Source organism: Paenibacillus sp. FSL R7-0273, from assembly GCF_000758625.1.
Classification (GTDB): Bacteria; Bacillota; Bacilli; order Paenibacillales; family Paenibacillaceae; genus Paenibacillus_AQ.
Genome location: NZ_CP009283.1, coordinates 3,482,230 through 3,506,588, shown reverse-complemented (window position 1 = coordinate 3,506,588; position 24,359 = coordinate 3,482,230). Strand labels below are relative to the sequence as shown.

Genomic DNA, 24,359 nt, shown 5'->3' with positions numbered 1-24,359 from the left:
GCTTACACCTCCTGTCTGATTAGCCTTTAATGGAACCGGCCAGACCTTCGATGAAATACCGCTGCAGGAACAGGAATACGATGATGATCGGCACCACCGACATAACCGCCCCCGCCGCCAGCCCGGTCCAGTCCACACTGTTCGTTCCAAAGAAGTTGTACATCCCGACTCCCAGCGTCCGCAGTGACGGCTTGCTCAAAGTGAACGTCAGCGGAACAAAAAACGCATTCCACGCTCCGATAAAGCTGAAGATCGTTACCGTGCCGAGAATTGGCTTGGACAGCGGAAGCATAATGCTGAAGAACATCCGGAAATAACCAGCCCCGTCAATCGTTGCGGACTCCTCCATCTCTTTGGGCAGCGAGGCAAAATAGCCGACGAACAGCAGGATGGATACGATTTTGGACGGACCCGATTCAGCCAGGATCACCCCCATCAGCGTATTATTGAAGCCCAGTCCGACGATCAGCTCGAACAACGGAAGAATGGTGAAGCCTTTGGGCAGGAACATCGAGATGACCAGCATGGTCATGATCAGCTTTTTACCGGGCATGCTGCCTCTTCCCAGTGCATAACCCGCCATTGAGGTAATTACAAGCACGAGCAGGACAACCGAAGCGGTAACAATGACCGAATTGAAGAAGTATTGGTAAAAGTTAGCCAGATCCCACGCCCTTACAAAATTGTCGAGCGTCGGCTCCTTGGGGATGATGTTAATGCCGCCCAGGAACATTTCACTCTGCGATTTGAAGGAAGAGGAGATAATCCAGATGAACGGATAACTCCAGATTAGCGTGAAGGCAAGCAGCAGGACCTGGGCCGGCAGCTGTCTCAGAAATCGGTTTAGGCGGTACATGTGCTTAGGCTCCTTTCGTGCCGGATTTGCGGGCAGCTTTACCGGTCAGCGCCTGAATGACGACGACAACTAGAACGGCCAGACTGAACAGGATGCCTGCTGCCGAGGCGAAGCCGTAACGGGATGAGCCGCTTTCGGGCTCGAATGCATAACGGAAAATGTAAGTCTGTACCACATCGGTCGCTTTTACCGGCCCGCCTTCAGTCATTGTTCGGACCAGATCAAACGGATCAAGGTTGTTGATAAAAGTGAGCAGTGTTATGACAAGGCCAATCGGCGCCAGCATCGGAATGGTAATCCGGAAAAAGCTCTGCACTTTGCTTGCCCCGTCGATTTTGGCTGCCTCATAAAGCTCACCCGGAATCGTCTGCAGCCCCGCAAGCCAGTAGATCATGGGCGTACCGAAGCTTTTCCAGACAGAAACGGCCAGCAGTGTCGGCAGCGCAAGTGTAGTAGATCCCAGGAAGTTGATCGGCTCTTTGACCAGCCCTATGCCCAGCAGCATTTCATTAATCGCACCGCCCAGCGGGTTCAGCAGAATCGAGAAAATAACACCGATAACCGCTGTAGTAGAGATAACCGGCACGAACAGCAGCAGCCTGTATACATTTCTCCCCGCAAGAAACTGGTTGTTGAGAATGACCGCAACGATCAGCGCCAGCGGCATCTGGATCAGCACATGCGTCAGGGCGAACAGGAACGTGTTCATAAAAGCGCTCCAGAAGCCCGGGTCGGATGCGACCTCCCTGAAGTTGCCGAGCCCGATAAAGTCTGTCGGCCAGCCGATGCCGTCCCAGTTAAAGAACGAATAATACCAGCTTGCAATCATCGGCCATAAGGTAAAAGCGGCAAAGAACACCAGCATCGGCAGCACGAACAGGTAATGGTAGCGGTGCTTCTTGATCTGTTTGAACAGCTCCGCTCTTTTGGAGAGCGGAGCCTTGCCGGCGGAAGCAGGAATACTCTGCTGCGGTGTGCCGTAACCCATCGTGAATTCACTCCTGTCTGTTTCTGTATGGTTTCCGGGTATACAGATTAGCGTCTACTCGATAATATAATTTTCCATCGGATTCCAATCCGGGTATTTCAGGTCTTCTCTGCTAAAATCAATGCCGCCATCGTTCGCAATCTTGATCTGCTCATCGATGACCTTATTGGCCTTCGCATCATAATCCTCTGCCAGCGCTACCGGATCTTCATTGCTGACCACCGCCTTCAGGAATACCTCCTGAATCTTCGGCTTCGGCATAGCATCGCTGATGCTCTTCGAGAACTGGTCATAGTTCTGGTTATTCGTATTGACAGCCGGAGCCATCCGGATCGTCTCATCCATTACCTTCACTATCTGCTCCATATCCGCTGACATCGCAATGCCTTCCATTGCTGCCGGCATCAGCACGAGTTCTTTTGCATATTCGTAATTGGCCCGCTCAAACTCTACCGACCCGAGGAAATCCAGCACCTTCCAGGCACCTTCCTTCGACTTCGACTGTGAGCTCATCGCATAACGAGGCTCGGCAATCGTCGGCGTATCCCGGTATCCGCTCCGTCCGGCATCCGGTACAGGTGCAGCTGCAATGCCCATGTCCATGCCCTCATTCAGCTTCCGGATTTCCTCGGCCTGCCACGCTGCCCCGATGAACATCGCCACGCGTCCGGCTGCGAACTGCTGGTGCATCTGCGCGGTATCCCAGTTTTCCCAGCCCGGCGCTACAATTTTCTGCGCGTTCAGCTGCCGCAGGATTTCCACAACAGGTGTCGCCGATATCGACGAGAACTGTCCGGTTTTCAGGTTGATGATCGTGTTGCCCTCGTACCCGATTACTCCGCCTTCAAGCCCGGAGCCGAGGCCCGACACACTAAGTCCAAACACCGCCGGCGCTTTACCCATCATGGCGAAGCCGTATACCTGGCCTTTTCCTTCTTTTGTAATCTTGGTCGCTGCTGCGACGAATTCGCTATGCGTCTTAGGCGGCTCGCTGTAGCCGTACTGCTCCAGTATGGTCTTGTTGTAATACAGCGGTCTTACCTTGTCGAAGCGCGGGTCGCGGACCGGAATCCCGACAACCTCCCCGTTCACCCGGGTCTGGCTGGTCCGGCTGAAGGCCCCTTCCGGGAAGCGGGCCACAAACGCATCATCGATATAGCTGTCCAGCGGCTCTACCCATTTATTGTCATACACCGTTCTCGCCTGCGGCTGACCGCCTTCAATGAAGAAGATATCCGGGCCTTCATTGGCCGCAAAAGACAGCTGCAGCGCATTGTTATACTGCTCCGTCGGATTGGCAATAACCGTCACCTTGACCTCTGGATTCGCTTTCATAAAAATGTCCATTTGTTCCTTGTAAAAGGCTTCATCTCCCGGTCTGGCCGAAACAATCGAGAAATTCACCTTCTGCACTTCAGCGGCTGTAGCCGCAGGCGCCGTTGTAGCCGCCGAACCGGAAGGCGGTGTTGTTGCATCGCCGCTTCCGGCATTGTTATTGCCGCCGCAGCCGGCCAAAATTCCGGTAAGGGCAAACACCGCAGTCAGAGATCCGATCAGTGAACGTTTTCTTGTCACTTGCATGCACTCCCCTTTGTTTAGGATCGATCATCGCTGGAACCTGTTCCTCTAGCTTACAGTGTTATTGTAGCAAGCGCTCACAAATTAACGTATCCCATGCATCTACGATCCGGGTGGAAATATCTATCCGCTTTATTCCGGCAAAAGAAAAGACAGTATCCCCTTTTACGGAAATACTGCCTTCTATCTGTTATAAATGCTGTCTACCGGCTGTTACCTTTAGCGTAACCACCTCATAAGGGGTAACCGCACGTGAAAGTGTACCGGTGTTGACCGCCGGCTGCGGCTCACCTGCTTCTTTTTCCATTAAATCCGTTTCCATAATGCTAAACTGTGAACTCAGGCTTAATTCCGCCTGCCCGCGGCCGCCGCCGGATTCATACAGACGAATTATGGCTCCGCTTGCGTCCTCTGAGATTTTAATGGCATCAACTACAGTATGTTGGCCGGTTACGTTGAGCAGTGACGCTGCAGCAGGCAGAATTCCGCCATGTGCAGATGCCCAAGCGGCATGGATTGGCTGATTCAGCAGCTGGCCTTCTTTTACAACCTCAGCTTCTCTCCATCCGCCTGCATGCGGGTACAGGGAATACGTGAATTCGTGCACCCCGATGTCTGCGGTTGTGTCGGGCCAGCGCGGAGAACGGAGCAAGGACAGCCGCATTACATTGCCTTTAATATCATAGCCGTATTTGCAGTCGTTCAGCAGGCTGATCCCGTAACCGCCCTCAGACAGATCCGCCCAGCGGTGTCCGCATACCTCGAATTGCGCCTGCTCCCAGCTTGTATTGTTATGGGTCGGCCGCTCTACACTGCCAAACGGGATTTCATAGACTGCCTTGGTACTGCGGATATCCACCGGAAAAGCAGCCTTCAGCAGCTTATGCTCCTCCCGCCAATCCACCCTGGTCTCGAAGTCTACACGCCGGGAATGGCGGTGAAAAATGATATGCTGCTCAATCAGCGAATCATTCAGCTGCCAGGAGAAGCGCAGAATATCCCGGGTCTGCCCTTGATGCAGCACTTCACTGGTGAGCAGAGCGGCTTCCCCTGCCGGCTGCCCGGCAAAATGCGGATCAATATCCCATGCATCCCAGACTGTCGGGCGATCGTGGAACAGCTGCAGATGATTGGCCGCAGCTCCCGGAGCAACCAGCTCCCTGCCAGCTTCCTTGTCGAACCACGAAACAATCCGGCCTCCTGCATCAAATACAAGACGGTAGTACTCCGTTTCCCAGTGGTCCAATGTTTTCCCTTGCGAGTGCCCCGGTACTGATTCAGCCAGCGGCAGGATAACTGCCGGAGGATTCTTCTCAGCACCGTCTATATCCCGAAGCCAAACAGTGGTGTATCCCAGCGCAGGTACCTCACCTGCCGATATCACAAGCTCCACTTTATCACCGGTCTGCAGCAGATCAAAGGGCAGCGGATTGCCACCGCCGTCATACGGGCGTTTATTCAGAAGCTCCGCATTGCCGGTCAGCACAGCAGTATCCTTGCGGCTCCAGGACAGGCTGTTGAACAGAATCAGCGGTGTTCCCTGCCCCCGCGTATCCATAGCAGCCGCCAGCGTATCCACCGCCTTGGTCCGGCTTAATTCTCCAAGATCAAAAATCTCCCTGTAATGCTCCTCGGATTTAACATACACCTCCGGAATGGAAGTGCCGGGAATAATATCATGGAACTGGTTCAGCAGCAGCAGCTCCCAGCCCTCCTTCAGCTCACCGTGCTGCAGCTCCGCACATGCTTCAAGCTGCGCTGCTCCTGACAGGTAGGACAGGGCATTCCAGATTTCAGCTTCACGGTACAGCGCCTCCGCCTTACGGTTCCAGCGCTTGTTCTTTCCGTGCGTCGTGTACGTTCCCCTGTGCAGCTCCAGATACATATCACCTGACCAGACCGGCAGCCCGGGAGCGGCATCGCGGACACCGTCAAAGAACTCGTGTGCTGTACTGAACCGGCTTGACGGCAGGCCCGGCAATGCTGCGGAACGCTCGATAACCTCCAGCATCTCCCGGGTCACACCGCCTCCGCCGTCCCCGTATCCGTAGAGCAGCATCTGCCCGGAGTGCGCTTTTTTCTGGCGGAAGCTGTCCCAGTGCTCGCCTACATCGGCAGGCAGCGTATTTTCATTAAGCCCGTGATTCAGAAACGACAGTATTTTCGTCCCGTCAATCCCCTCCCAGTAGAACAGGTCATGAGGGAAGACGTTAGTGTCGTTCCAGTTCATTTTACTGGTCATAAAATAATCCACGCCGGATTTTCTGAGAAGCTGCGGCAGTGAAGCACAGTAGCCGAAGGTGTCCGGCAGCCACTCCACCCGCGGGCTTTTGCCAAATTCCTGCTCATAAAAAGCGCGCCCGTACAGCAGCTGGCGGACCAGTGATTCTCCTGAAGGGATATTCAGATCCGGCTCGATCCACATTCCGCCTACCAGCTCCCAGCGCCCGTCCGCTATACGCTTTTTGATCTGCTCATACAGGTCCGGAAAATGCTGCTTGGCATAGGCATACAGCTGCGGCTGGCTCTGCGAATAGCGGTATTCCCCGTAGTGCTCCATTAGCGTGATCACGGTCGAGAAGGTCCGGCCGGTCTTGCGCACCGTCTCCTTCAGCGGCCAGAGCCAGGCGAGATCGATATGCGACTGCCCGACCATGTGCATGATACCAGCGGTTTCGGGCTCCCTATTTCCGGCGGCAGCCTGCAGTCTTTTCCGCAGCTGTCTCTCTGCCTGGACCAGACATTCTTCATCTGCCGCCGCTGTAGCTCCAATGTTCAGAATAGCCTCTTCCAGCGCACGCTCCAGAGCCAGCCGCTCGGTTGACCGCTCCGCCATGCGTTTCATTGCATCAAAACACACTGTTACAGTAAAATACAGCCCTTCTGCCGCTCTGCTGACCGTCACCAGCCTGGCTTCTTCAAAACGGACCGGAGCGGCATCATTATCCTTCTGGCCGTTTAACGGATCTGCCGGTATCGGCGGGACATGGTACAGCTCAATATTCAGCTTAAGCTCGCCACTGGCGGCGAGTGTTCCGGACAGTGGAACAAAGCTCCTGTTTTTGTCGAGCCCGTGGTAAGGCTTACCATGGATGGACAGCAGCCCTTCCCCTCCGGCCTTAAACACGATACCTACCGTTTCCTCAGCCCAGCCAGCAGGCACAGTCACCGTTGTCTCCAGAAACAGTGTTTCCCTCACTTCGCTCTGCAGGCGGCCCGGTGATACTGTCTCCCTCGTCTGGTCAAACTGATACTCGCCTTCTTCAACATAACGGGCCCTTTGCAGCAACCACTCCCTGATTTCAAGGCTCTCCTTATACCGGCGCAGCTGAAGCTCGTTCAGCAGCCGTTCCGTCCTTCTTGCCAGCGGCACAGCCATCCCTCCCCTTCATCCATATGAATGTGACAGATCTATTCAAAAAAAGGTAACCAGCAGGGTATGAATTTCATAAGGCTTGAACTCCAGCTCTATTTCACCGCCGGAAGTCACTTCACCGGCAGGACGTTCCATGAGATCGCATAGCTGCCAGGATAAGACGGAGTAGCTACTGCTCAATCTGACTTTACGCCGTCCGCCGAAGTATTCATGCAGCCGGATTACACAGCTGTCCCCTTGCTCTGACAATTTGACGGCATCGACGGCGATTCCTGCAGCGTCCGTGCGGAACAGCGGCTTGCCGGTTTCTCCGTTGAAGCTTCCCTGTACAGCCCGCAAAGGATTATTAAGCATCCAGGCTTCCTCCGCCGTGTGTCCGCTGATCCAGTCTCCCTGATGCGGCAGCAGGCTGTAGGTGAACCGGTGCTCACCCTGATCGGCCTGCCAGTCCGGAGCCGTTGCCGATTTGATCAGCGACAGGCGCATAACATGATCCTTAATGTCATAGCCGTATTTACAGTCATTGAGCAGGCTCACACCGTAGCCCGTTTCCGACAGATCGGCCCACTGATGTCCCACACTCTCAAAGCGGGCATAATCCCAGCTTGTATTCCAGTGGGTAGGACGCTTAACGTTACCGTACTGGATATCGTAGGTGGCTTCAGTCGAGCGGACGGCAACGGGAAAAGCAACCTTAAGCAGCTGATGCTGCTCGTGCCAGTCAACCAGCGTCTCAAAATCAATCCGGCGGCTTCCGGCATACACCTTAACCTTTTGGATGACAGTGGAATCCATATAACGCCAAGAGAATTGCAGCACTGCAGCCAGCGGACCGGAGCTTAGCAGCTCTGCCGAGACAAGTCCGGTTATTTCACGCTTCTTCTCCTGGTAAAAGAGATCAATGTCCCAGGCATCGTACATCTTCGGCTTATCCTCAAATACCTGCAGCACATTTCCGCACTCCCCTGGCGCAAGCACCTCACGGTCCGCATCGCGGTCAAACAAGCGGCTTAGCTGCCCGTAAGCATTCCATTCCATAATGTAATGCGGGGTGGTGAGCCTGGAGTTTTCCCAGCCAAAAGGCTCCGGTTGTTCAACAGCTTCAGCTGTCCCGGCAGTGCGGGCACTTATGACGGCTGCTGCAAGCATCGGCACCTCCGGGGCTTCAATCAGCCATTCCCCGTCTAATCGCTGGGTACGAAGCAGGGAGCCCTTTTCATCCCGCCATTCTTTAATTTCTGTATCCTGGGCATCAACAGTCAGTAGGCCGGAACGGTCAAAAAATGCTCCGTTAAAGATAGTATAGTGCGCTTCTCCTCCTGCTGCAGCCGGAACCGTTAAGCCTCCCGCCGCCCTCACCGCCGATTCCAGTCCGATCCGCTCTGCTTCCGCATATTCCTCACGTGAGTCCTCATACACCTCACGGATCGATGAGCCAGGGATGATGTCATGGAACTGGTTACGCAGGATAATAATCCAGCCATTGTACAGCTCCTGTGCCGGATACCTGCTGAAGCTGCCGGATTCGGCAGCCAGCAGCACCTGCAGCCACTCGGCCTCCCGGTAGAGCAGCTCCAGCCTGCGGTTCATTTTTTTATTATAAGCCTGACTGGTGTAGGTTCCCCTGTGATACTCAAGGTATAGCTCCCCGTCCCACGTATGGACATACTGGTCACTGCTGCGGATGGTCTCGTTCAGGCGTTCAAAATATTCATCCGCCCGGCCAGGCTGCACATTCGGCACTCCCGGTATGGCATCCAGACGGCGCCGCATTTCCAGATGCTCACGGTTCACTCCCCCACCGCCGTCTCCATATCCATAGGCAAGCAGCAGCTCGCGGTTCAGATTCTTGTCCCGGTATGAATCCCAAATGCCCTGGACGGCGAACGGTTCCATTAATCCGTTATAGGTATAGTACCAGGCGCTTGATTCAGGCCCTTCCGGTGTAGTGATAAAGTGGGCAAGCACCTCGCTGCCGTCGATGCCCCTCCACTGGAACGTGTCGTGCGGCATACGGTTAAACTGGCTCCAGCTGATTTTGGTTGTCATAAAAGTATCTATACCAGACTTCCGCAAAATCTGCGGCAGCGCCCAGCTGTAGCCGAACACATCCGGCAGCCATAGATACTTGCATTCTACGCCGAATTCTTCCCGGAAAAAGGCCGTTCCGTACAAAAGCTGCCGTACCAGCGACTCCCCGCTCGTCAGATTGCAGTCTGCCTCCAGCCACATCGCTCCCCCGGCTTCCCAGCGTCCTTCCTTCACCCGGCTGGAAATTTCAGTATACAGCTCCGGGTAGTCCTGCTTGATGTATGCATACAGCTGGGGCTGTGTCTGCAGAAAAACATACTCCGGAAACTGCTTCATCAGCCTCAGCACAGTTGAAAAGGAACGCGCCGCCTTCTCCCGCGTATGAGTCAGCCGCCACAGCCAGGCTACGTCGATATGGGTATGACCGATCGCGGTTACCGTTACGGGATGCTTTTGTTTCATGGCTGCCAGCGATGCTGCCAGCTGCTCATCGGCCTCCCTGACAGAGTTATAAAAAGCATCACTGCCCGGTCTCGACCAGTCCAGCACGCGGAACGCCCGGTTCAGCGCCATCTGCAGCTCCTGCTTCAGCGGATCGCTGCCGCCCAGCGACTGATAGACCGCCAGCACTGCACGGCCGGTGTAATACAGGCTGTCAGCGGCTTCATCCAGGCAGGCCAGCTCTGCCTTCCTGATCCGGTGCTCCTGCGGCACCGGAAACCCTCCGCCTTCCAGTCCCGACCATAACCGGAAGGACAGGCTTACCGCCGTCCCTGCGGCTTCCGGCTCCAGAAAAACCTCCTGGTGATTGGAATCCACACCCTGATACGGCTTACCGTTCAGGAACAGCAGGGATTCAAACCCGCTGTTGTTCCCGCTGCCCGTGCGGCCAAAATCAAACAGGCCAACAATCCGCCGGCCCTGCCAATGTGCAGGCACCTCTACTATTGTGTGCAGCCACAGGTACATGTCCCGTCCTGTCCAGTAATCACCTACACGGTAAGTTTCCCCTTGTTCAAATTCAGGCGGATACACGCCGTTGGCGCCTTCCTTATCTTCAATTCCCAGCCATTCCGTAAGTTCAAAAGTGTCCCGATAACGGTAACGGTCCAATTCGGCTACACGTGCGCCCAGCTTCTCATCCGTCCAAAACATATTCATCCTCCTCCAGGGTATAACACGTGTTATATGTTAAAAAAGAGATGGCTGTTCCTGTTAAGGTTACGCCATTGTTATAGCGGTCCTGGCCGGGAGGCCGGACTGCGCCTATCCTTCTTTTTGCACAGAACCTTCTATAAGTGCCACTATTCGTTTAATTACAATCCAGCATGCGCTTTCATCAATGCTTGAAACAGAGAGGCTGCAACGCTAGAACCTCCGCTTCGCTTTATGCAGCTTAGTTCCTGTAATGGTTGCAGCTAAATCCCTGTTATTCCCCCCTGCCACTTAAAGGAGGGGTACTGTGACACGTTTTCCGTTTTCCGTTAGTTACTTAAGCCGAGGTAAGTGACCTACACATGCGCGGTTAATGACCTACGCGCTCTCACCCGGCTTCAAAACCGCCGGCAGCCACAGCTTAGCCGGTTCGCCGGCTTCCTGTTCCATTTGCTTCAAGAGGCAGCGCACCGCTTCCTGACCCATGCCGACATAAGGAATTTCCACACAGCTTAAGGTTGGTACGCTCAGGCTGTCTCCCTGAATCGTATTATCAGCAGCCATTATCCGGAGTGAGTCTCCAATCGCCAGCCCCAGTGCATGAGCTGCACGGTAGATGTCCGGTACAGCGCTTGACCAGTTTAGCAGCAGCGGCGGCAGTATGGTCTGATCACCTTCTGTCTGTTCTTTCGACCTGTCCGTACACAGCCCCGTAGCGCCTGAGCTCTGCTGCACCAGCTCTGATAACAAATTCAGCCAGCCCGCGGTGCCTTCCTGTTCATCCAGCCGGTGAACGACCGGCTTCAGCCCGTACGAGCTACACCATTCCTTGTACGCATTGCGGCGGTTCTGCTCCGCCCAGTTGCTCCGTTTACTTGCAGCACCGTGAAACACCTCTAAATATACCGGAGCTGATACTTTCTCCCCCGACATGTTATCACGGCATAAATAGTCCAGCGCGGTCAGTACACTCCCCCGGTAATCTGCCAGTATGGAGTATACGCCTTCCGTTTCGGCATACCCTTCTACAGATACGTAAGGGACGCCGGCTTCTTGCACCTTGGCGGCCCAATTCTCACTACGGTAACTAGTTTCATCCAGAGTAATAATGCCGTCGATCTTCCGCTGATGGTACAGATCCAGCAGCGCCCTTCTGGCATCTCCCGACTTCCTCTCCCCTGGCGAGCAGAGCAGGATGTGATAGCCTCTCGCTTCGCATTCCCGCTGCATCCCTTCAAGCAGCCGCATGAACAGCGGATGCCGGGTGTCCCCGAAGGCGGCGAGCGTCATGCTGCGCCCGGTTTTCATGCTGCGGGCCTGGGCATCCACATGGTAATTCAGCTCTGCTATGGCATGCAGCACAGCCTCCCGGGTCTGGGCACTGACCCCGATTCCCGGCGTATCATTCAGCACAGCGGATACCACACTGCGGGATACGCCCGCTAGCCTGGCAACGTCATGGCTGGTCACTCTTTTTTTACCCATATTCTGCACCTCGGCAAAAGTATAACACGTGTTATTAAATGTGCAAAGACCTTTTTAGGAGGCTGCAGGTATATTCAAGGCGGGCTGCGGCGCCTGTTGGCCGGGTGCGGAGATGGAATGGAAGGGATTTTTCCCTTTCATTCCACTCTCTCGCCCCAAAAAGGGCTCCACCAAAGGGATTTTTCCCTTTGATGGAGCCCTATCACCTCAAGGTGCTAACATCCTGCTTCGTCGGCGCACCACACGGTTACCAGCTCTAATCCCGCCGCACCAGCAGGCGTGCTAAAGCTAATACCATTTTACTCTTCTGACTCTCCGTCCACCGCACCAGTCTCCCGCTCCATCACCGGATGCTCCGATAACGCCAGCGGCTCGGCAAACTGTACCCCGCCAATCATCTGGTCACTTTGCCGCTGCTGCTCAGCTCTGTCAGCAGATTTGCCTGCTGCCCAGTGTCCCATCCGCTCACCGCTTCCATTCTCCAGCAGTTCAGCCGTCAGCCGGTCCCCGCTAATGCGGATGCGCAGCTCAGTACTGTCCGGGACCGGAATTTCAACCGGCTCAAACGCCGGGAAATCAACGATAGCCGACAGCGTTACTCCTGTAAAACGGTAAACATACAGCTGCTCACCGCCGGCGGAGGAATAATCGCCCTCTATCAGTCCCTCTCCCGTTTTTACCCGGAACCGCACATCCGTCAGTTCCTGCGGCATACGCGGGGCGAGCACAATCTTACCCGTAATCATATCCGGGCGGATGCCCAGGAAATACTGATACCAGACCCGCAGCTGCTCAGCATTCGACCAGGCTTGCAGATAAGCGCCGGTCAGCTTGGCCCGGTCAGCTCCTTCATTCGGGTATGCATCCAGATTTTCGCTCAGTCCGCCCACTACGCCAAGCTCCAGTGCCTGCCGGTTCATGTTCCTGAACAGCCCGTAGGCCGTCTCTTCCTGCCCGGCTTCGATCATCCGCTGCATGGCAATTCCGTTCAGCCAGGTCCATACCGTGCCGTTATGGTAAGCCTCGTCCTTGTGATAGTGCTCCGTCAGATGGAACGGGTGAAAGAACGGATGCCGCCTGTCCAGGGATGCAGTGCCCCATGGATAAACCAGCTCCTCCCAGGCTGCGCGGACTGCTTTATTCTTGAATTCCCGGTCATCGAACAGGTCAAAGGCAAACAGCTGGTTCGGACGCAGCGAGAACTCCGGAGCACCGTCCGCAGCAAGCCTGTCTGCCAGATAGGGGTAAGCCGGATCACGGAAATCGGCGTCAAAATGCTCTTTTAAAGCGTCAGCCAGACTGCACCATCGCCCCGCCTTCTCCCGGTCACCCATATACTCGGCAAAATAAACACCCGCCCGCAGCTGGCCATACCATAACGCCTGTATATCATTGGCCCGTGTATCACGCGGGGAATACGACTTAAGCTCTGCATCCCGCGCATCCATCCAGGTCTCATTATCATCATGCGTCAGGTAACCCTTGTCATCCACCCAATGACGGATGGAGCCCTCGATACTGCTGCATACCGCCGGGTACAGCTGCCTGATGATGCCGGTATCCCCGGAGTATTTAACATAATCCTGCAGCTGGATAATGAACCTGGGCGTACCGTCTGTGGTGTGATAATCGATATTTTCAGGAGCCAGTATATTCGGAACCCTGCCGTAATATTTCGACGATTCATCCGTATTCTGGTATTCCGCAAAAGACAGCAGAATCTGCTTCGCCGTCTCAAACTGGCCGCTGACCAGCACCGCTCCCGGCATCGCGATGAACTGGTCCCGTCCCCAATATTCATTGAACCACGGCAGTCCGGCATAGATGCCTTCCCCCTGCTGCCTCGTTACCAGCTGATCCATGGTCAGGCTGATCCAGTTCAGCGCAAGCTTCAGCTCCTCGTTACTGCTGTCCAGATACACATTATTTTGCAGAAAATCGTCCATCCGGCGTATACGATCAGCCTTCAGCGAAGCCGCCTGCCGCTCGGTATCCTCAATCAGCCGCGCAGCTTCTTCAGCCGTTGCGGCGGCAGAAATAAAGAATCCGCCTGCTGCACCGTTGGTCTGGAAGACTCCCTTCTCCATCATTAACGGCCCGTTGCCCATGGCACGCAGAGCAATAATCCAGTCCCCTTCCATCGCCTTGAAGTAAGCCGTATCTTTAGTAAGCTCCAGGAACTCCAGTTCCTTGCCTTTTAAAGAAATGCCGATGCTGGCGCCACCCCCTGTCTGTCCGACCTCAAGTACATTCCGGTAGTCGTACAGCCACAGCTCTTCCGTAATGCTCCCGTGGCTACGAACCAGTGAATAAGGACTGACCTGGACCTCAGCCAGCTCATTATCCAGCTCCTGACAGTTAGCATAAAGCGTATATCCGCCAAAAATCCGGTTCTTCGCCACATTCATCCCTTCAAAATAAGCATGCTCAGGATGATCATTCACATGGGTCTGCGTGTAATAAAAACAGGCCTCTTTATTGGTAAAGGAAACCGCGCGGTTGGCCTCACGACTTACTGAAATCTTCATTTGCTCCAAAGAATCGGATACATACCCGTCTGTCATTTTCTCAAAATCCTCCTGATCCATTAATTTCAGTTCGTTAGCAGCTCTCCGCCAGCAGCAGGAAGGAGTACGGCTGAAGCGTAATCTCCATACCCGTTTCCAGCTCCTGATTATTATACAAATCTATTAATTTCCGGTTACGCAGCTGCTCAGGCAGCGGTACAGCCGCAGCATTAGCAGCGTTATGAAGCAGCACGTATAGTGCTTTATCTGCGCCGGCTTTTTTATAAATCAATGTTTCTTCATGCCCCTCTGCGGACAGCCATTCCAGGTCAATCTCTCTAAACTGCGGATGCTCCCGCCGGAGCGAGATCAGCCTGCGGACCGTCTCATACAGATTCTGATTCTGCTCCTCCGGCTTCCACGGCATACACTGCCGGTTATGATGCTCATCGCCGCCAACGCCTACCTCACCGCCATAATAAATGCTCGGCGAGCCGCCGTAAGTGAGCAGGAAGACATAAGTCAGCTTGACGAGCTCCGGGTTATCTCCGCAAAGATGCAGAATCCGCGCCGTATCGTGGCTGTCGAGCAGATTGAACATGTTCAGGGCCACATGCTTGGGATAGCTGACCAGCAGCTGGTTGATGGCATACCTGAAATCCTCGGCACTGTATTTTTCCTCCTGAAGCATTCTTGTACCGAAGAAGCGGGTAACCGGCCACGTGAACTCATAGTTCATCACCGCATCGAACTGGTCGCCCTGCAGCCAGGGATTCGAATAAAGCCAGTTTTCCCCGAGAATGTAGATGTCACTGCGGATGCTTTTCAGCCTTTTGCGGAACACCCGCCAGAAATCATGGGATACCTCGTTGGCTACATCCAGCCGCCAGCCGTCGATATTATAGCGTTCCGTCCAGTAGACTGCCGCACTAATCAGGTATTCGCGCGCAGCGGGATTTCCCGTGTTCCACTTGGGCATCATTTCGGTGTAGGCAAATGTCCGGTAATTCAGGTGCTCCCCGAAATAATAGCCTTCCCTCGCAGCCAGCTCCGTGTCCGGTATAATCTCCTTGTCCCCATCCAGTATATAAAAATAGTCATAGTATGGCGAGTGACGCCCATGCTTCAGCACATCCTGCCAGAACGGGTGCTCATAGCCGCAATGATTAAAAACCGCATCCAGCATGACCCGGATCCCCCGATTGTGCGCTTCCTCCACCAGCTTGCCCAGGATTTCGTTATCGCCAAAGACAGGATCAATATTAAAATAATCCCTGGTATCGTATTTATGAGAGCTGGGCGAATCAAATATAGGGGTAAAATAAATCCCGGTGCAGCCCAGCCCCTGGATATAATCCAGCTTTTCGGTGACACCCTGCAGGTTGCCGCCGAATATTTTACCGTTACCGTCAAGCTGATCGCTGCCCCATTCCAGAATATGGTCCGAGTGCCCGGCTGAGCTGCTGCGGTTGAACCGGTCCGGGAAAATCTGATACCACACGGTATCCTTTACCCATTCGGGTGCCACATACAGATCCTCTTCAAGGATGTAGGGATAATTATAATAGTTCGTGTAATCCTTAGGCGGTGCCCAGTCCCGGGCAAGCGGAGTAACCCGCTGACAGCCGGCAAAGCAGCAGGCCTCCCCGTCATCCAGCACAAAGCCGTACTTGATTCTTCTCCAGTTAAAGCCGGTCAGCTCGGCAAACCAGCAGTCGTGGTAACGGGTGACATATTCCTTTTTCATCTCTACCCGCTGCATCTGGTCAACAGCAAATTCATAGACATGCGAATCCCGCGATACCGGCTTCCAGTTAAAAGGGTCCATCGCCAGCACAGTGATCGACTTCAGATCATCTCTTTTTGTTTTCACGCGGATATGCAAGGTTTCAGCATCAGAGGCATAGGATAAAGGGCTCTTGGGTTCATGTATAAAACAGGCCAAATCCACAGCAGCACACTCCTCAAGGTTTATTAACTTATACGTTTAAGTGATGTAAGTATATCGTCTCCGCCGAAGCTCTGTCAATTGCCTTTCCCTGAGTAAAAGTGCCGCCGGCTTGCCAATACAATTCTACCAAAATATAATAAATTAGATGATCACCAAACTTTTTAGCTGACGGAGGCCTTATGAATCTGGAGATACATGAACAGCTTGACCCGGTTTTTGAAACGATGGGACTGTTGTACTTAAGCTTTCAACCCGAATCCTATTGGCAAAAGAGTATCGGGGAACTCGATGCATTCGGGCTGGATGGAGAAGCCTTCTACAACAAGCACCTGAAAATCATTGAAAAATACACCAGTGTCTTCAAAGGACACCGGATCATGAATAAGCAGGCAGAATTCTTTTTCAATGACGAGGACAGTGTGTTCTTCTCACTCCTGCATGAGCTGCTGAGTCAAAATCAAGAGTGGCTCACTTCCCTGGAGACGATCTCCGAGAAGGCTTTGCAGGATACCATATTAAAGGCAGTGAATGAGATGGAGACGATGCAAAATCATTCTTTTAGTGAATCCGCACCAGCCTCCTTCCACTCACTTGATGAGATTATTGGCTTTCTTAACGAAAGTCCGCTGAAGGAAGCCGTTAAATGGAAGCTGATGACTCTGCTGCAGCATCCGCACCGGCACCTGCTCACTCTCACAGAAGCAGTATCGGCGAATCTTCCGGCATATGAAAAGGCCTGCCAAGCGGTAGAAAAGCCATTAAGCAAGCTGTTAGCCACTTACACTCAAGCCTTTGGCAGACAACAGGACGAACATTATATTAAAGTTGTTAAGCTGTTAAGTGAAAAAGAAGTCATCGTGTATCCCTCCCTTATTATGCCGCTGGCACTGATTTTGCTGTCTAGAAGATGTTATTACGGCTTGTTAATGCATCTGATGCCTAACGCCAGTAAGAATCAGGAGGATTCCAGGGAGCTGATGCTGCTGCGCATGAAGGCGCTTGCCGACAACAGTAAATTACAGATCCTAGCTTCCCTTAAGGTTAACCCGAAGTATAATCTGGAGATTGCCGATCAGCTGGGACTTACGGCGGCAACCATTTCTCATCATATGAATGTACTGCTTGCGTGCAAGATGGTGCGCGTGGAAAAGAATAACGGCAGAGTCTATTACCATCTGGATTCAGATAATCTTCTGGAGCTGATCACTGATCTGCAGGAATTTCTTTTATAACTTTTTCTTAGCTTCCCGCAAAAAATACTGTGGGGAGCTTTTTTACAGCATTTAGTTTGATGTTCATCTTATTTGTTTGACTTTTATTGAATTTATATGTTATCTTCATCTTACAAATTATATCTCAATCTAATTATGGAGATGATGAAAAGTGAAACATGCCTTAGCCCGGAACAAGCTGCTTCTCTCTGTCACGCTGTTATTCAGTATTGTTGCTGCCGCTGCCGGGGTACTGATTGCTCTTATTCTGCAGAAGGTAATAGATGCTGCGCTTCAGGGGGATATGCAGCTTTTCCAGCGGATTTTGTTTCTGTCGGCTGCCTATCTGCTGGGGCTCTGCCTGGTCAGCTTCGTATATTCCCTGTGCAGCAAGGCTCTGATCCGCAATGTTACCATATCGGTCAGGGAGAGGATTTTCCGCGGTGTACTTCATAAAAGAACAGCTGATTTCCAAGCGGCCAATTCCGCTGATTACCTGTCGGCGCTGACCAATGACGTCAAATTGATTGAAGAAAATGCCCTTCAGCCACTCCTCAGCACGTTCCAAAATGCCATTATTTTTACTGCCTCCCTGCTTGTTCTGCTCTCGATAAGTCCGCTGATTACGCTCGTTCTGGTCATAGGCATGATTCTGATGTTTCTGGTGCCCTCCCTGTTCGGTAAGCTGCTGCAAAGCAGGCTAAATGCCGTATCCGTCCAGATGTCCCGGTTCACCGCATACGCTAAGGATCTCTTGGCAGGCTTTGAAGTGATCCGTTCCTTTGGACTTAAAAAGCAAACCGAGCAGGGCTTTCAGCAGGCCAACCGTACGGCCGCCAATGTCAGGTTTACAGCAGACCGGCTGTTCGCCGCCAACGAGAGTATCTCTGAAGCACTTGCTATGCTCAGCCAGTTTTCGGTAATGTTTGTAGCTGCTTACCTGATCATTACCGGGAACCTCTCTGCGGGAAGTCTGGTTGCACTGGTTCAGCTGAGCGGCGGACTGGTCGGCCCTGTGCTTGTCATTATGCAGAACATTCCAAGGATTACTAGCGTTAAGCCCATTCTTGAACGCTTTGAGGCGCTGGCCGGTGAGAACAATGTACCATCAGACGCCGGGCAGCAGGAGCCAACAATATTCAAACATGCATTGGAGGTGTGCCGGCTTCAGTTTGCTTATCAGCAGGAGCAGCCTGTCCTCCGAGATATCCATTTCACCTTTCGAAAAGGAAAAAAATACGCCCTGCTCGGACCCAGCGGCTGCGGAAAATCAACATTCATCAAGCTGCTTAGCGGATATTATGATGATTACGAAGGCTCCATTTCACTGGATGGAAGGGAGGTCCGCACGCAGGATAACGAAGCCTTACTTCAGCTAACCTCTATGATTCATCAGAATGTATATCTGTTTGATTCAGATATTAAGCACAACATCTGTCTAGGCGAGGATTTCCCGGAACCCGTGCTGGAAGCAGCGCTCCGCGGCAGCAGCCTGTACGCCTATGTGCAGCAGCTGGGAGAAGGACTCTCTACCGCAGTCGGGGAAAATGGCACCCAGCTCTCAGGCGGACAACGCCAGCGGGTGGCGGTTGCCCGGGCGCTGATCCGCAGCAAGCCGGTCCTGATTCTGGATGAAGCTACCTCAGCTGTAGACAATAGAGCCGCCCATGAGATTGAGAGCAGCCTGTTAGCCATGCCTGACCTTACTCTGATCACCATCACTCATAACATTAATGAGGAGCTGCTGGAGCAGTATGATGAAATCCTGTATATGGAGGATGGAAGGATTGCCGAAGCCGGAAGCTTCAGGGAATTACAGGAACGCGGAGGCGCCTTCCGCCGTTTTGCTCAAAGGACAGAAACGGTTTTACAGCCGCAGCTGGTGAACGGCTAATTTACTGGCGATGACCAAAACGCCTCCGTGCACAGCTGCCGTCAAGTGACGGGCAGTGTGCCGGAGGCGTCCTTTTTTTCAAAAGCTTAATTACGATTGATTAGTCTGCAGGATCTCATCAATCCGCTCCTTCGCACCCTTCCAGGAGGTCATCAGCGGAAACGCATATTCCTCACGCGCTCTGAGATTCCACGGATGCGGGATGCACAGCACCTTCTTGCCCTCCTGCACAGCAGGCAGCAGATTATGCGGACCGTCGTCAATCAGCAGATCGAAGTTGATCAGATGCTTCCGCTTGCAGGTGAAGAAGTTCTCGGCGGGGATGTACGGCATATGCTTTTGCAGCCAATTCCATTTTTCGGCCACAGTTTTGGGGACAGCTGCAGTAACGATAATGACATCGTAAGCATTGTGCAGCTTCTCCATCTCTTCCACCACATGCTCATCGAACAGCTCAAGCTCCTCATACAGCCCCGGCCGCCCGAAAAAGATATCCAGCGTGCTGTCCGGATGACGCAGATGGTCTGTGTTCCAGTCGATCATATCCTCATAGTGGAGGAGGTGGGTCGGAAATTCATTGTTATTATGATAAATGGCCCGTTTAACGAGATGGCAGATGGTATCGTCCATATCAACGGCGATGATCGGTTTCTTCATAGTTGTCTCCTATCCTGCTCTCTATTTATTAAGTTTATGGATTACACCCTGGTCAGCATCGACGATGACCTCATCACCGGTATTGAGCCAATCTAATGCCCCTGCTGCCTGGACAATCGCCGGAATTCCCGTTTCCCTGGCAAATATCGCACCATGAGAGAGAAAGCCGCCAACCTCGGTAACTATCGCAGCACACGAGATGATGGAATAAGTAAGATTCGGCGTTAACACGGGAGCTACAATGATTGCATCGTGCGGGATATGCTGATAAGCCTCACGGTCCAGCGGATTCCTTACTTTATACACTTTTCCCTGAATCAGCCCCCGGGAAACTCCCACGCCCCGCAGACAGTTTCCCGCCTCCGCTTCTTCCGCTTTGGCTGAAGCAAAATTCAGTTCCGGCCTGATCTGTCTGGCTGCTTCAAAGGCCTCTCTTCTAATGGCAATGTCTGATTGTAACGTACCGGAAGCTGCTCCGGAGAGCATACTTGCAATTTCTGCGGCATTCAGGAAAAAGATACTGCCTGCCTCTTTAAGAGCTCCATTAGCGACAAAGCGCCTTTCCATTTCTACCAGAGCTTTTCTAACGGCAGCAGCGCCTTTTTGCAGTAAGTAATCATCGTCCTCAGTCCGCAGGATATATAAACGGTACGCCTGCAGCAGCTGCCGGAATGCGCTCTTTTCTGCCGTATCCATTTGCTGTTCAAGCTCTGCTGCTGCAGATTCCCGGCTGAGAGGGCGCTGTACCTTTTCCCGGCCGTTCAGCTTTACAGATTCTGCACGGATTCTTGCCAATAAATCACCGGCACTTTCGGCCAATGTATTCAGATGTAAAGCCAGCGGATGCGGTAGCTCATAACCGTATTTATGTATAAAAGCATTAAATTTCTCTCCCCATGGATGTGGTGCTCCCGTCAGCACTGCAGCGGACAGCTCATTAAAATCGGGATAGCTGCCGGCAGCACAGATCAGCTGGTGGAGCTCAGCATTTTTTTGATAGGTTAATGTATTTAACCCTTCCGTCAGGGATGACAAAACGAGCTGAACATCAGCGTTATCACCGATATACCGGCTGATTATTTCTTTCAGCTTCTCACCGGTAACCCGGCGCTCTTTAAGCCAGCCTCTATCCAGATAGGCAGCTACATAAGCCCTGTTCTGCTTAATCCGTTCCGCTGCCAGCTCCCACAGCTCCTGCAGAGTATAGACTGTCAGATCCTCCTGCAGCTGCCGGTCGAATTCAGGCTCAAAGCGGCTACGGAGTGTCTGCCAATCAGGTGAAGACAACGCAGCTGTATCGGCAGCCGGAGCCTGCTTTAATCTGACATAAGGATAGTGACGGACAAAGCGGGTATCCCAGTAAGGCATCTGAAAAAATCCTCCGGGATCAAGCTCCCTCACCAGCGGGGTTACCGGCTCCGTGCACTGATCCAGCAAAAACCAGCCCTCATCCAGTCCGGCAGAATCATCACAGGAGTCAGGTATTGCAGTTACCGGCCTGACCTGAAGCCAATAGAGTACACCGTCTTTGATGCAAAATTCCATGTCTACATGGTGCTTGAATAATACTGCCGCAGTGGCAGCATCAGACTTAAGCTGATGAAGCAGCTTTTCCGGTACATCCGTTGGCTTGCTCCAGCTTCCATTGCTATAAGTATATAACGGATTCAGGCAGCCGCCTGCAAGCTGTTCGCCTCTGCCTTGGACAAGCTCAATATGTAAGTTTTCTTCTCCTGTCAGCGGATTGCAGGTAAACAAAATTCCGGCATAATCCGGCTCAATAAACCGTTGGAGGATGACCGGAACGCCACCTTCATGAACCTCAACTGCAGCGTCAGGAAGCTCGTCAGGATGAGCAATCCTTCTGGTCCGGTATTTACCGGCCTGTGCTCCGGTTATTCCATCTTCATCGGCTGCCGAAGAGCGGACCGCCCAGCCGTCAGCAGACGGCAACAGCTGCATCAATTGCTGCGTCAGCTCAGTGAGCCTGCGATTTAATTCAGCTTCATCACAAGCAAAATAATCCTTCGGAAGAACCACAGCAGCCGGCACATTAAAGGTATTGGAAATTAACAATGAAAGATTATACGCCTTCATTCCTGCTTCGCGCGGATCAGGAAGTTGAGCATTTAATAATATCATCAATTATCCTCCTAATAATGATTTCTAAGAGAAGCAGAATAAATCCTTGATATACCAGGCATCGCAGGCAAAATGCTCAGAGCCGCCAAACGGCTCTTTCAGCGCTGTGAAGCCGTGCTTGTTATAAAAGCGGTTCGCTGCGCCCATCGTCTGCAGGGTTTCCAGATAACATTGCTTATAGTGCTGTCCGGCAAAAGCAAGCGCAGTCTGCAATAGCTCAGCCGCGATTCCGGTGCCTCTCGTTGCGCTGATAAGATACATTTTTTGCAGCTCACAGACCTGCTCCGACCCGGCAAAGGGAGCGATTCCGCAGCCTCCCAGAACAGTACCGCTTTCTTCTACGATCCAGTATGCCCGGTTATCCGCCTCGTTGTAGTAGCTGTAGAGATCCCGCATGCTCTCGTCAGCCCAGGCCAGCCCCTCCCGGTTGCCTCCGAATTCAATCAGGCATTCCCTGATGACCTGTTCGATCGCACTGTTGTCTGAGGGTTGAATAGGTCTTATGTTCATCTGCACACTGCCTCCAAAGTAATTCTCTATTTTCTTTTGTCTATTATACATGAAATCTGCATAGTGAACTTAACCTGCAAAAAATGCTAGGATATATACAGTCTGACTTACTTAAAGGAGTGTCTTTCTTGAACAAACTTGTGTTTTTCCTCGGACCGGGCGGCGCAGGCAAAACGACCTTAGCTAAGGCAGTAGCTGCCCGCCGCAAAGCAGCAGTTATGGATATGGATATACTATTAAGGCCTGCGGCTACCGCCATCCTGACCATGCACGGACTTGACCCGGATGACCGCGATTCTGATGAGTATAAACGCTTATGCCGCGATTTGGGCTACCGGATTACGATGGATGCCGCGCTTGATAACATCGGCCTGTCCGCTGATATTTATGTGGTTGGTCCCTTTACCAAGGAAGCCGCCGACCCGGAATGGATCGGAGCTGAGCTGCGCCGGATCGGCAGAACACTGCAGGAGGTTGATGTAAAAGTAGTGCTAGTCACACTGGCGGACGAAGCGCTGTTCCGCGAGCGGATTACCGGCCGGAACTCCCCGCTGGACGGCTGGAAATTCCGGAACTGGGAGCAGTTCCGCACCGCCTTCAGCCCCCGTACAGTCGCCTGGCCGCTGCCGGAAGCAAGTGTAACGGTCATTGACAATTCGAGTCCTGAGCTGGAAGTGACTGTGGGCAAAGTAGAGCAGTTTATCTACGGGAATGAGCCTGGATGAACTCAGTGCCGCCTATTTTTTTCGTCTTCGTGCCCGTTAAGCCGAGGCCGCATAAAATAGCTTCAAGATTATAAGGGGATGGCGGGATGAATAATGGAAGAAATGAGCGGAAAGGCTAAACCGGCAGACACAAATCTATGTGCATCCGGTTTTTACCAGGACGCATGGGAATGGGAGGCTTCGGCTTCCTCCGGAGACGAGCTCAGGCTTACCTCTTTCGATTTTGGCGAAACCGCTGAATACGAGGCCCCCAAAACGGTTGAAACGGAATTTCACCCGTACTTAAAATCCTATTCCCTTCAACCTGAAGGCGGTTATATTGCATACATTCCGGATGGGCGTGTCTGGGGACCCTCCGGTTCTATCCTGACACCTGAAGATAAGCTGATCTACGACCTTTCTCAGGAATACGATGGACAACTAAACAGAATGCTGACAGCCGAGGAACACCCGGCTTTGCACCGCCAGAAGGCCCGGGAGCATTACAACCTTCAGGGGACGGCTGCCGCGTTGACTTTTTGCGGGAGTCATAATTATTTTCATTGGTTATATGATGTGCTGCCGCGTCTGGGTATGCTTAGAATTCTAAATTGCCCTTTTCAAACCCTGATTATGAACCCGAATCCTTATGGAACTTTCGTAGAGGAGACGTTAACTATGTTTGGCGTAGCGGAATCGTCCGTAATCCGTACCGGCGGTGACCGGCAAATTCAGGCCGAGCTGCTGGTGGTGCCTTCCCTGATGATGAATTCCCATTACCCGCCCTGGGCCACTGCTACCCTACGGAGGTTCATGCTGCCCGGACGGGACACCACACTCAATTCTCCGGGCCGCATTTTTATCTCCCGGTGTAAGGCCTCTTCCCGCCGGATCACAAATGAGAATGAAGTAATCCGTTATTTAGAGTCATACGGCTTCGTACCAGTTCGTCTGGAGGATTGGACCGTAGCCCAGCAAATTCAGCTGTTTGCTTCTGCCGAAGCAATTGTCTCGCCGCATGGTGCCGGCTTGTCCAATCTTGCTTTCTGCATGAAGGGAACCGTTGTTGTCGAAATTTTTCATAGACAGCATGTAGTGCCTACTTACTGGATGATCAGCAACCACAACAAACTTGATTACTATATGATGTACGGGCAGGCTGACGAGACGGTACAGGACCGTTTTTCGGGCTTTGCGGACTTCTCGGTGGATCTGAATCTGCTGAAGCAAACGCTGGGTTTAGCCGGGATAGACCAGCAACATGTGTCATTCGAAAAAACCATTCAATAGCGCAGATGTAATATCATTCCTGTT

15 protein-coding genes are annotated in these 24,359 nt (G+C 52.7%); 4 read left to right on the top strand and 11 right to left on the bottom strand.

Annotation, left to right across the window (positions count from 1 at the left end; translation table 11 throughout):
* Positions 1–19: 19 nt before the first annotated feature.
* The 8 genes from R70723_RS15140 to R70723_RS15105 form a co-directional block, all read right to left on the bottom strand.
* Positions 20–856: a carbohydrate ABC transporter permease gene (locus R70723_RS15140; RefSeq protein ID WP_039873125.1), complete on the bottom strand. Its 837-nt coding sequence runs from the start codon at positions 854–856 to the stop codon at positions 20–22.
* A gap of 4 nt (positions 857–860) precedes the next feature.
* A complete protein-coding gene (locus R70723_RS15135; RefSeq protein WP_052421326.1) occupies positions 861–1,844 on the bottom strand; it encodes a carbohydrate ABC transporter permease in 984 nt (327 codons plus the stop codon).
* A gap of 54 nt (positions 1,845–1,898) precedes the next feature.
* A complete protein-coding gene (locus R70723_RS15130) occupies positions 1,899–3,419 on the bottom strand; it encodes an ABC transporter substrate-binding protein (RefSeq protein WP_039873124.1) in 1,521 nt (506 codons plus the stop codon).
* A gap of 193 nt (positions 3,420–3,612) precedes the next feature.
* Positions 3,613–6,795 carry an alpha-mannosidase gene (locus R70723_RS15125; protein ID WP_179088118.1) on the bottom strand — a complete coding sequence of 1,061 codons (3,183 nt, stop codon included), beginning with the start codon at positions 6,793–6,795 and terminating at the stop codon, positions 3,613–3,615.
* A 42-nt stretch (positions 6,796–6,837) separates the two neighbouring features.
* The gene (locus R70723_RS15120; protein ID WP_039873120.1) at positions 6,838–9,984 is read right to left on the bottom strand and encodes an alpha-mannosidase; all 3,147 of its coding nucleotides are present in this window, start codon (positions 9,982–9,984) and stop codon (positions 6,838–6,840) included.
* 378 nt (positions 9,985–10,362) lie between these two features.
* Complete coding sequence (locus R70723_RS15115) at positions 10,363–11,469, bottom strand: LacI family DNA-binding transcriptional regulator (RefSeq protein WP_039873119.1); 1,107 nt, start codon at positions 11,467–11,469, stop codon at positions 10,363–10,365.
* A gap of 299 nt (positions 11,470–11,768) precedes the next feature.
* The gene (locus tag R70723_RS31600; protein WP_052421325.1) at positions 11,769–14,033 is read right to left on the bottom strand and encodes an amylo-alpha-1,6-glucosidase; all 2,265 of its coding nucleotides are present in this window, start codon (positions 14,031–14,033) and stop codon (positions 11,769–11,771) included.
* A gap of 37 nt (positions 14,034–14,070) precedes the next feature.
* Complete coding sequence (locus R70723_RS15105) at positions 14,071–15,927, bottom strand: glycoside hydrolase family 13 protein (RefSeq protein WP_047171132.1); 1,857 nt, start codon at positions 15,925–15,927, stop codon at positions 14,071–14,073.
* A gap of 179 nt (positions 15,928–16,106) precedes the next feature.
* Between R70723_RS15105 and R70723_RS15100 the strand changes: the two genes are divergently transcribed.
* The gene (locus tag R70723_RS15100; protein ID WP_039873118.1) at positions 16,107–17,159 is read left to right on the top strand and encodes an ArsR/SmtB family transcription factor; all 1,053 of its coding nucleotides are present in this window, start codon (positions 16,107–16,109) and stop codon (positions 17,157–17,159) included.
* Between the two features lie 151 nt (positions 17,160–17,310).
* A complete protein-coding gene (locus R70723_RS15095; protein WP_039873117.1) occupies positions 17,311–19,032 on the top strand; it encodes an ABC transporter ATP-binding protein in 1,722 nt (573 codons plus the stop codon).
* Positions 19,033–19,122: 90 nt separating this feature from the next.
* Here the strand turns inward: R70723_RS15095 and R70723_RS15090 are convergent, their stop codons facing one another.
* Genes R70723_RS15090 through R70723_RS15080 form a run of 3 tightly spaced genes read right to left on the bottom strand, consistent with a single transcriptional unit; the run spans position 19,123 to position 22,341 of the window.
* Positions 19,123–19,689: a 5' nucleotidase, NT5C type gene (locus tag R70723_RS15090; RefSeq protein WP_039873116.1), complete on the bottom strand. Its 567-nt coding sequence runs from the start codon at positions 19,687–19,689 to the stop codon at positions 19,123–19,125.
* A gap of 21 nt (positions 19,690–19,710) precedes the next feature.
* Positions 19,711–21,831, bottom strand: a complete 2,121-nt coding sequence (locus R70723_RS15085) for a PEP-utilizing enzyme (RefSeq protein ID WP_039873114.1) — start codon at positions 21,829–21,831, stop codon at positions 19,711–19,713.
* A 24-nt stretch (positions 21,832–21,855) separates the two neighbouring features.
* Positions 21,856–22,341 carry a GNAT family N-acetyltransferase gene (locus R70723_RS15080; protein WP_039873113.1) on the bottom strand — a complete coding sequence of 162 codons (486 nt, stop codon included), beginning with the start codon at positions 22,339–22,341 and terminating at the stop codon, positions 21,856–21,858.
* 128 nt (positions 22,342–22,469) lie between these two features.
* Here R70723_RS15080 and R70723_RS15075 point away from each other — a divergent pair, with 128 nt between their 5' ends.
* Entirely contained in the window at positions 22,470–23,066 is a 597-nt protein-coding gene (locus R70723_RS15075) for a P-loop nucleotide/nucleoside kinase family protein (protein ID WP_039873112.1), read from the top strand.
* A 93-nt stretch (positions 23,067–23,159) separates the two neighbouring features.
* Entirely contained in the window at positions 23,160–24,335 is a 1,176-nt protein-coding gene (locus R70723_RS15070; RefSeq protein ID WP_039873110.1) for a glycosyltransferase family 61 protein, read from the top strand.
* The last annotated feature ends 24 nt before the right edge of the window (positions 24,336–24,359 follow it).

Bases quoted from the DNA above. Each gene is read 5' to 3' on its own strand.
- R70723_RS31600 (WP_052421325.1), bottom strand. From the start codon at position 14,033: ATGACAGACGGGTATGTATCCGATTCTTTGGAGCAAATGAAGATTTCA.
- R70723_RS15135 (WP_052421326.1), bottom strand. From the start codon at position 1,844: ATGGGTTACGGCACACCGCAGCAGAGTATTCCTGCTTCCGCCGGCAAG.
- R70723_RS15100 (WP_039873118.1), top strand. From the start codon at position 16,107: ATGAATCTGGAGATACATGAACAGCTTGACCCGGTTTTTGAAACGATG.
- R70723_RS15085 (WP_039873114.1), bottom strand. From the start codon at position 21,831: ATGATATTATTAAATGCTCAACTTCCTGATCCGCGCGAAGCAGGAATG.
- R70723_RS15090 (WP_039873116.1), bottom strand. From the start codon at position 19,689: ATGAAGAAACCGATCATCGCCGTTGATATGGACGATACCATCTGCCAT.
- R70723_RS15120 (WP_039873120.1), bottom strand. From the start codon at position 9,984: ATGTTTTGGACGGATGAGAAGCTGGGCGCACGTGTAGCCGAATTGGAC.
- R70723_RS15140 (WP_039873125.1), bottom strand. From the start codon at position 856: ATGTACCGCCTAAACCGATTTCTGAGACAGCTGCCGGCCCAGGTCCTG.
- R70723_RS15080 (WP_039873113.1), bottom strand. From the start codon at position 22,341: ATGAACATAAGACCTATTCAACCCTCAGACAACAGTGCGATCGAACAG.
- R70723_RS15070 (WP_039873110.1), top strand. From the start codon at position 23,160: ATGGAAGAAATGAGCGGAAAGGCTAAACCGGCAGACACAAATCTATGT.
- R70723_RS15115 (WP_039873119.1), bottom strand. From the start codon at position 11,469: ATGGGTAAAAAAAGAGTGACCAGCCATGACGTTGCCAGGCTAGCGGGC.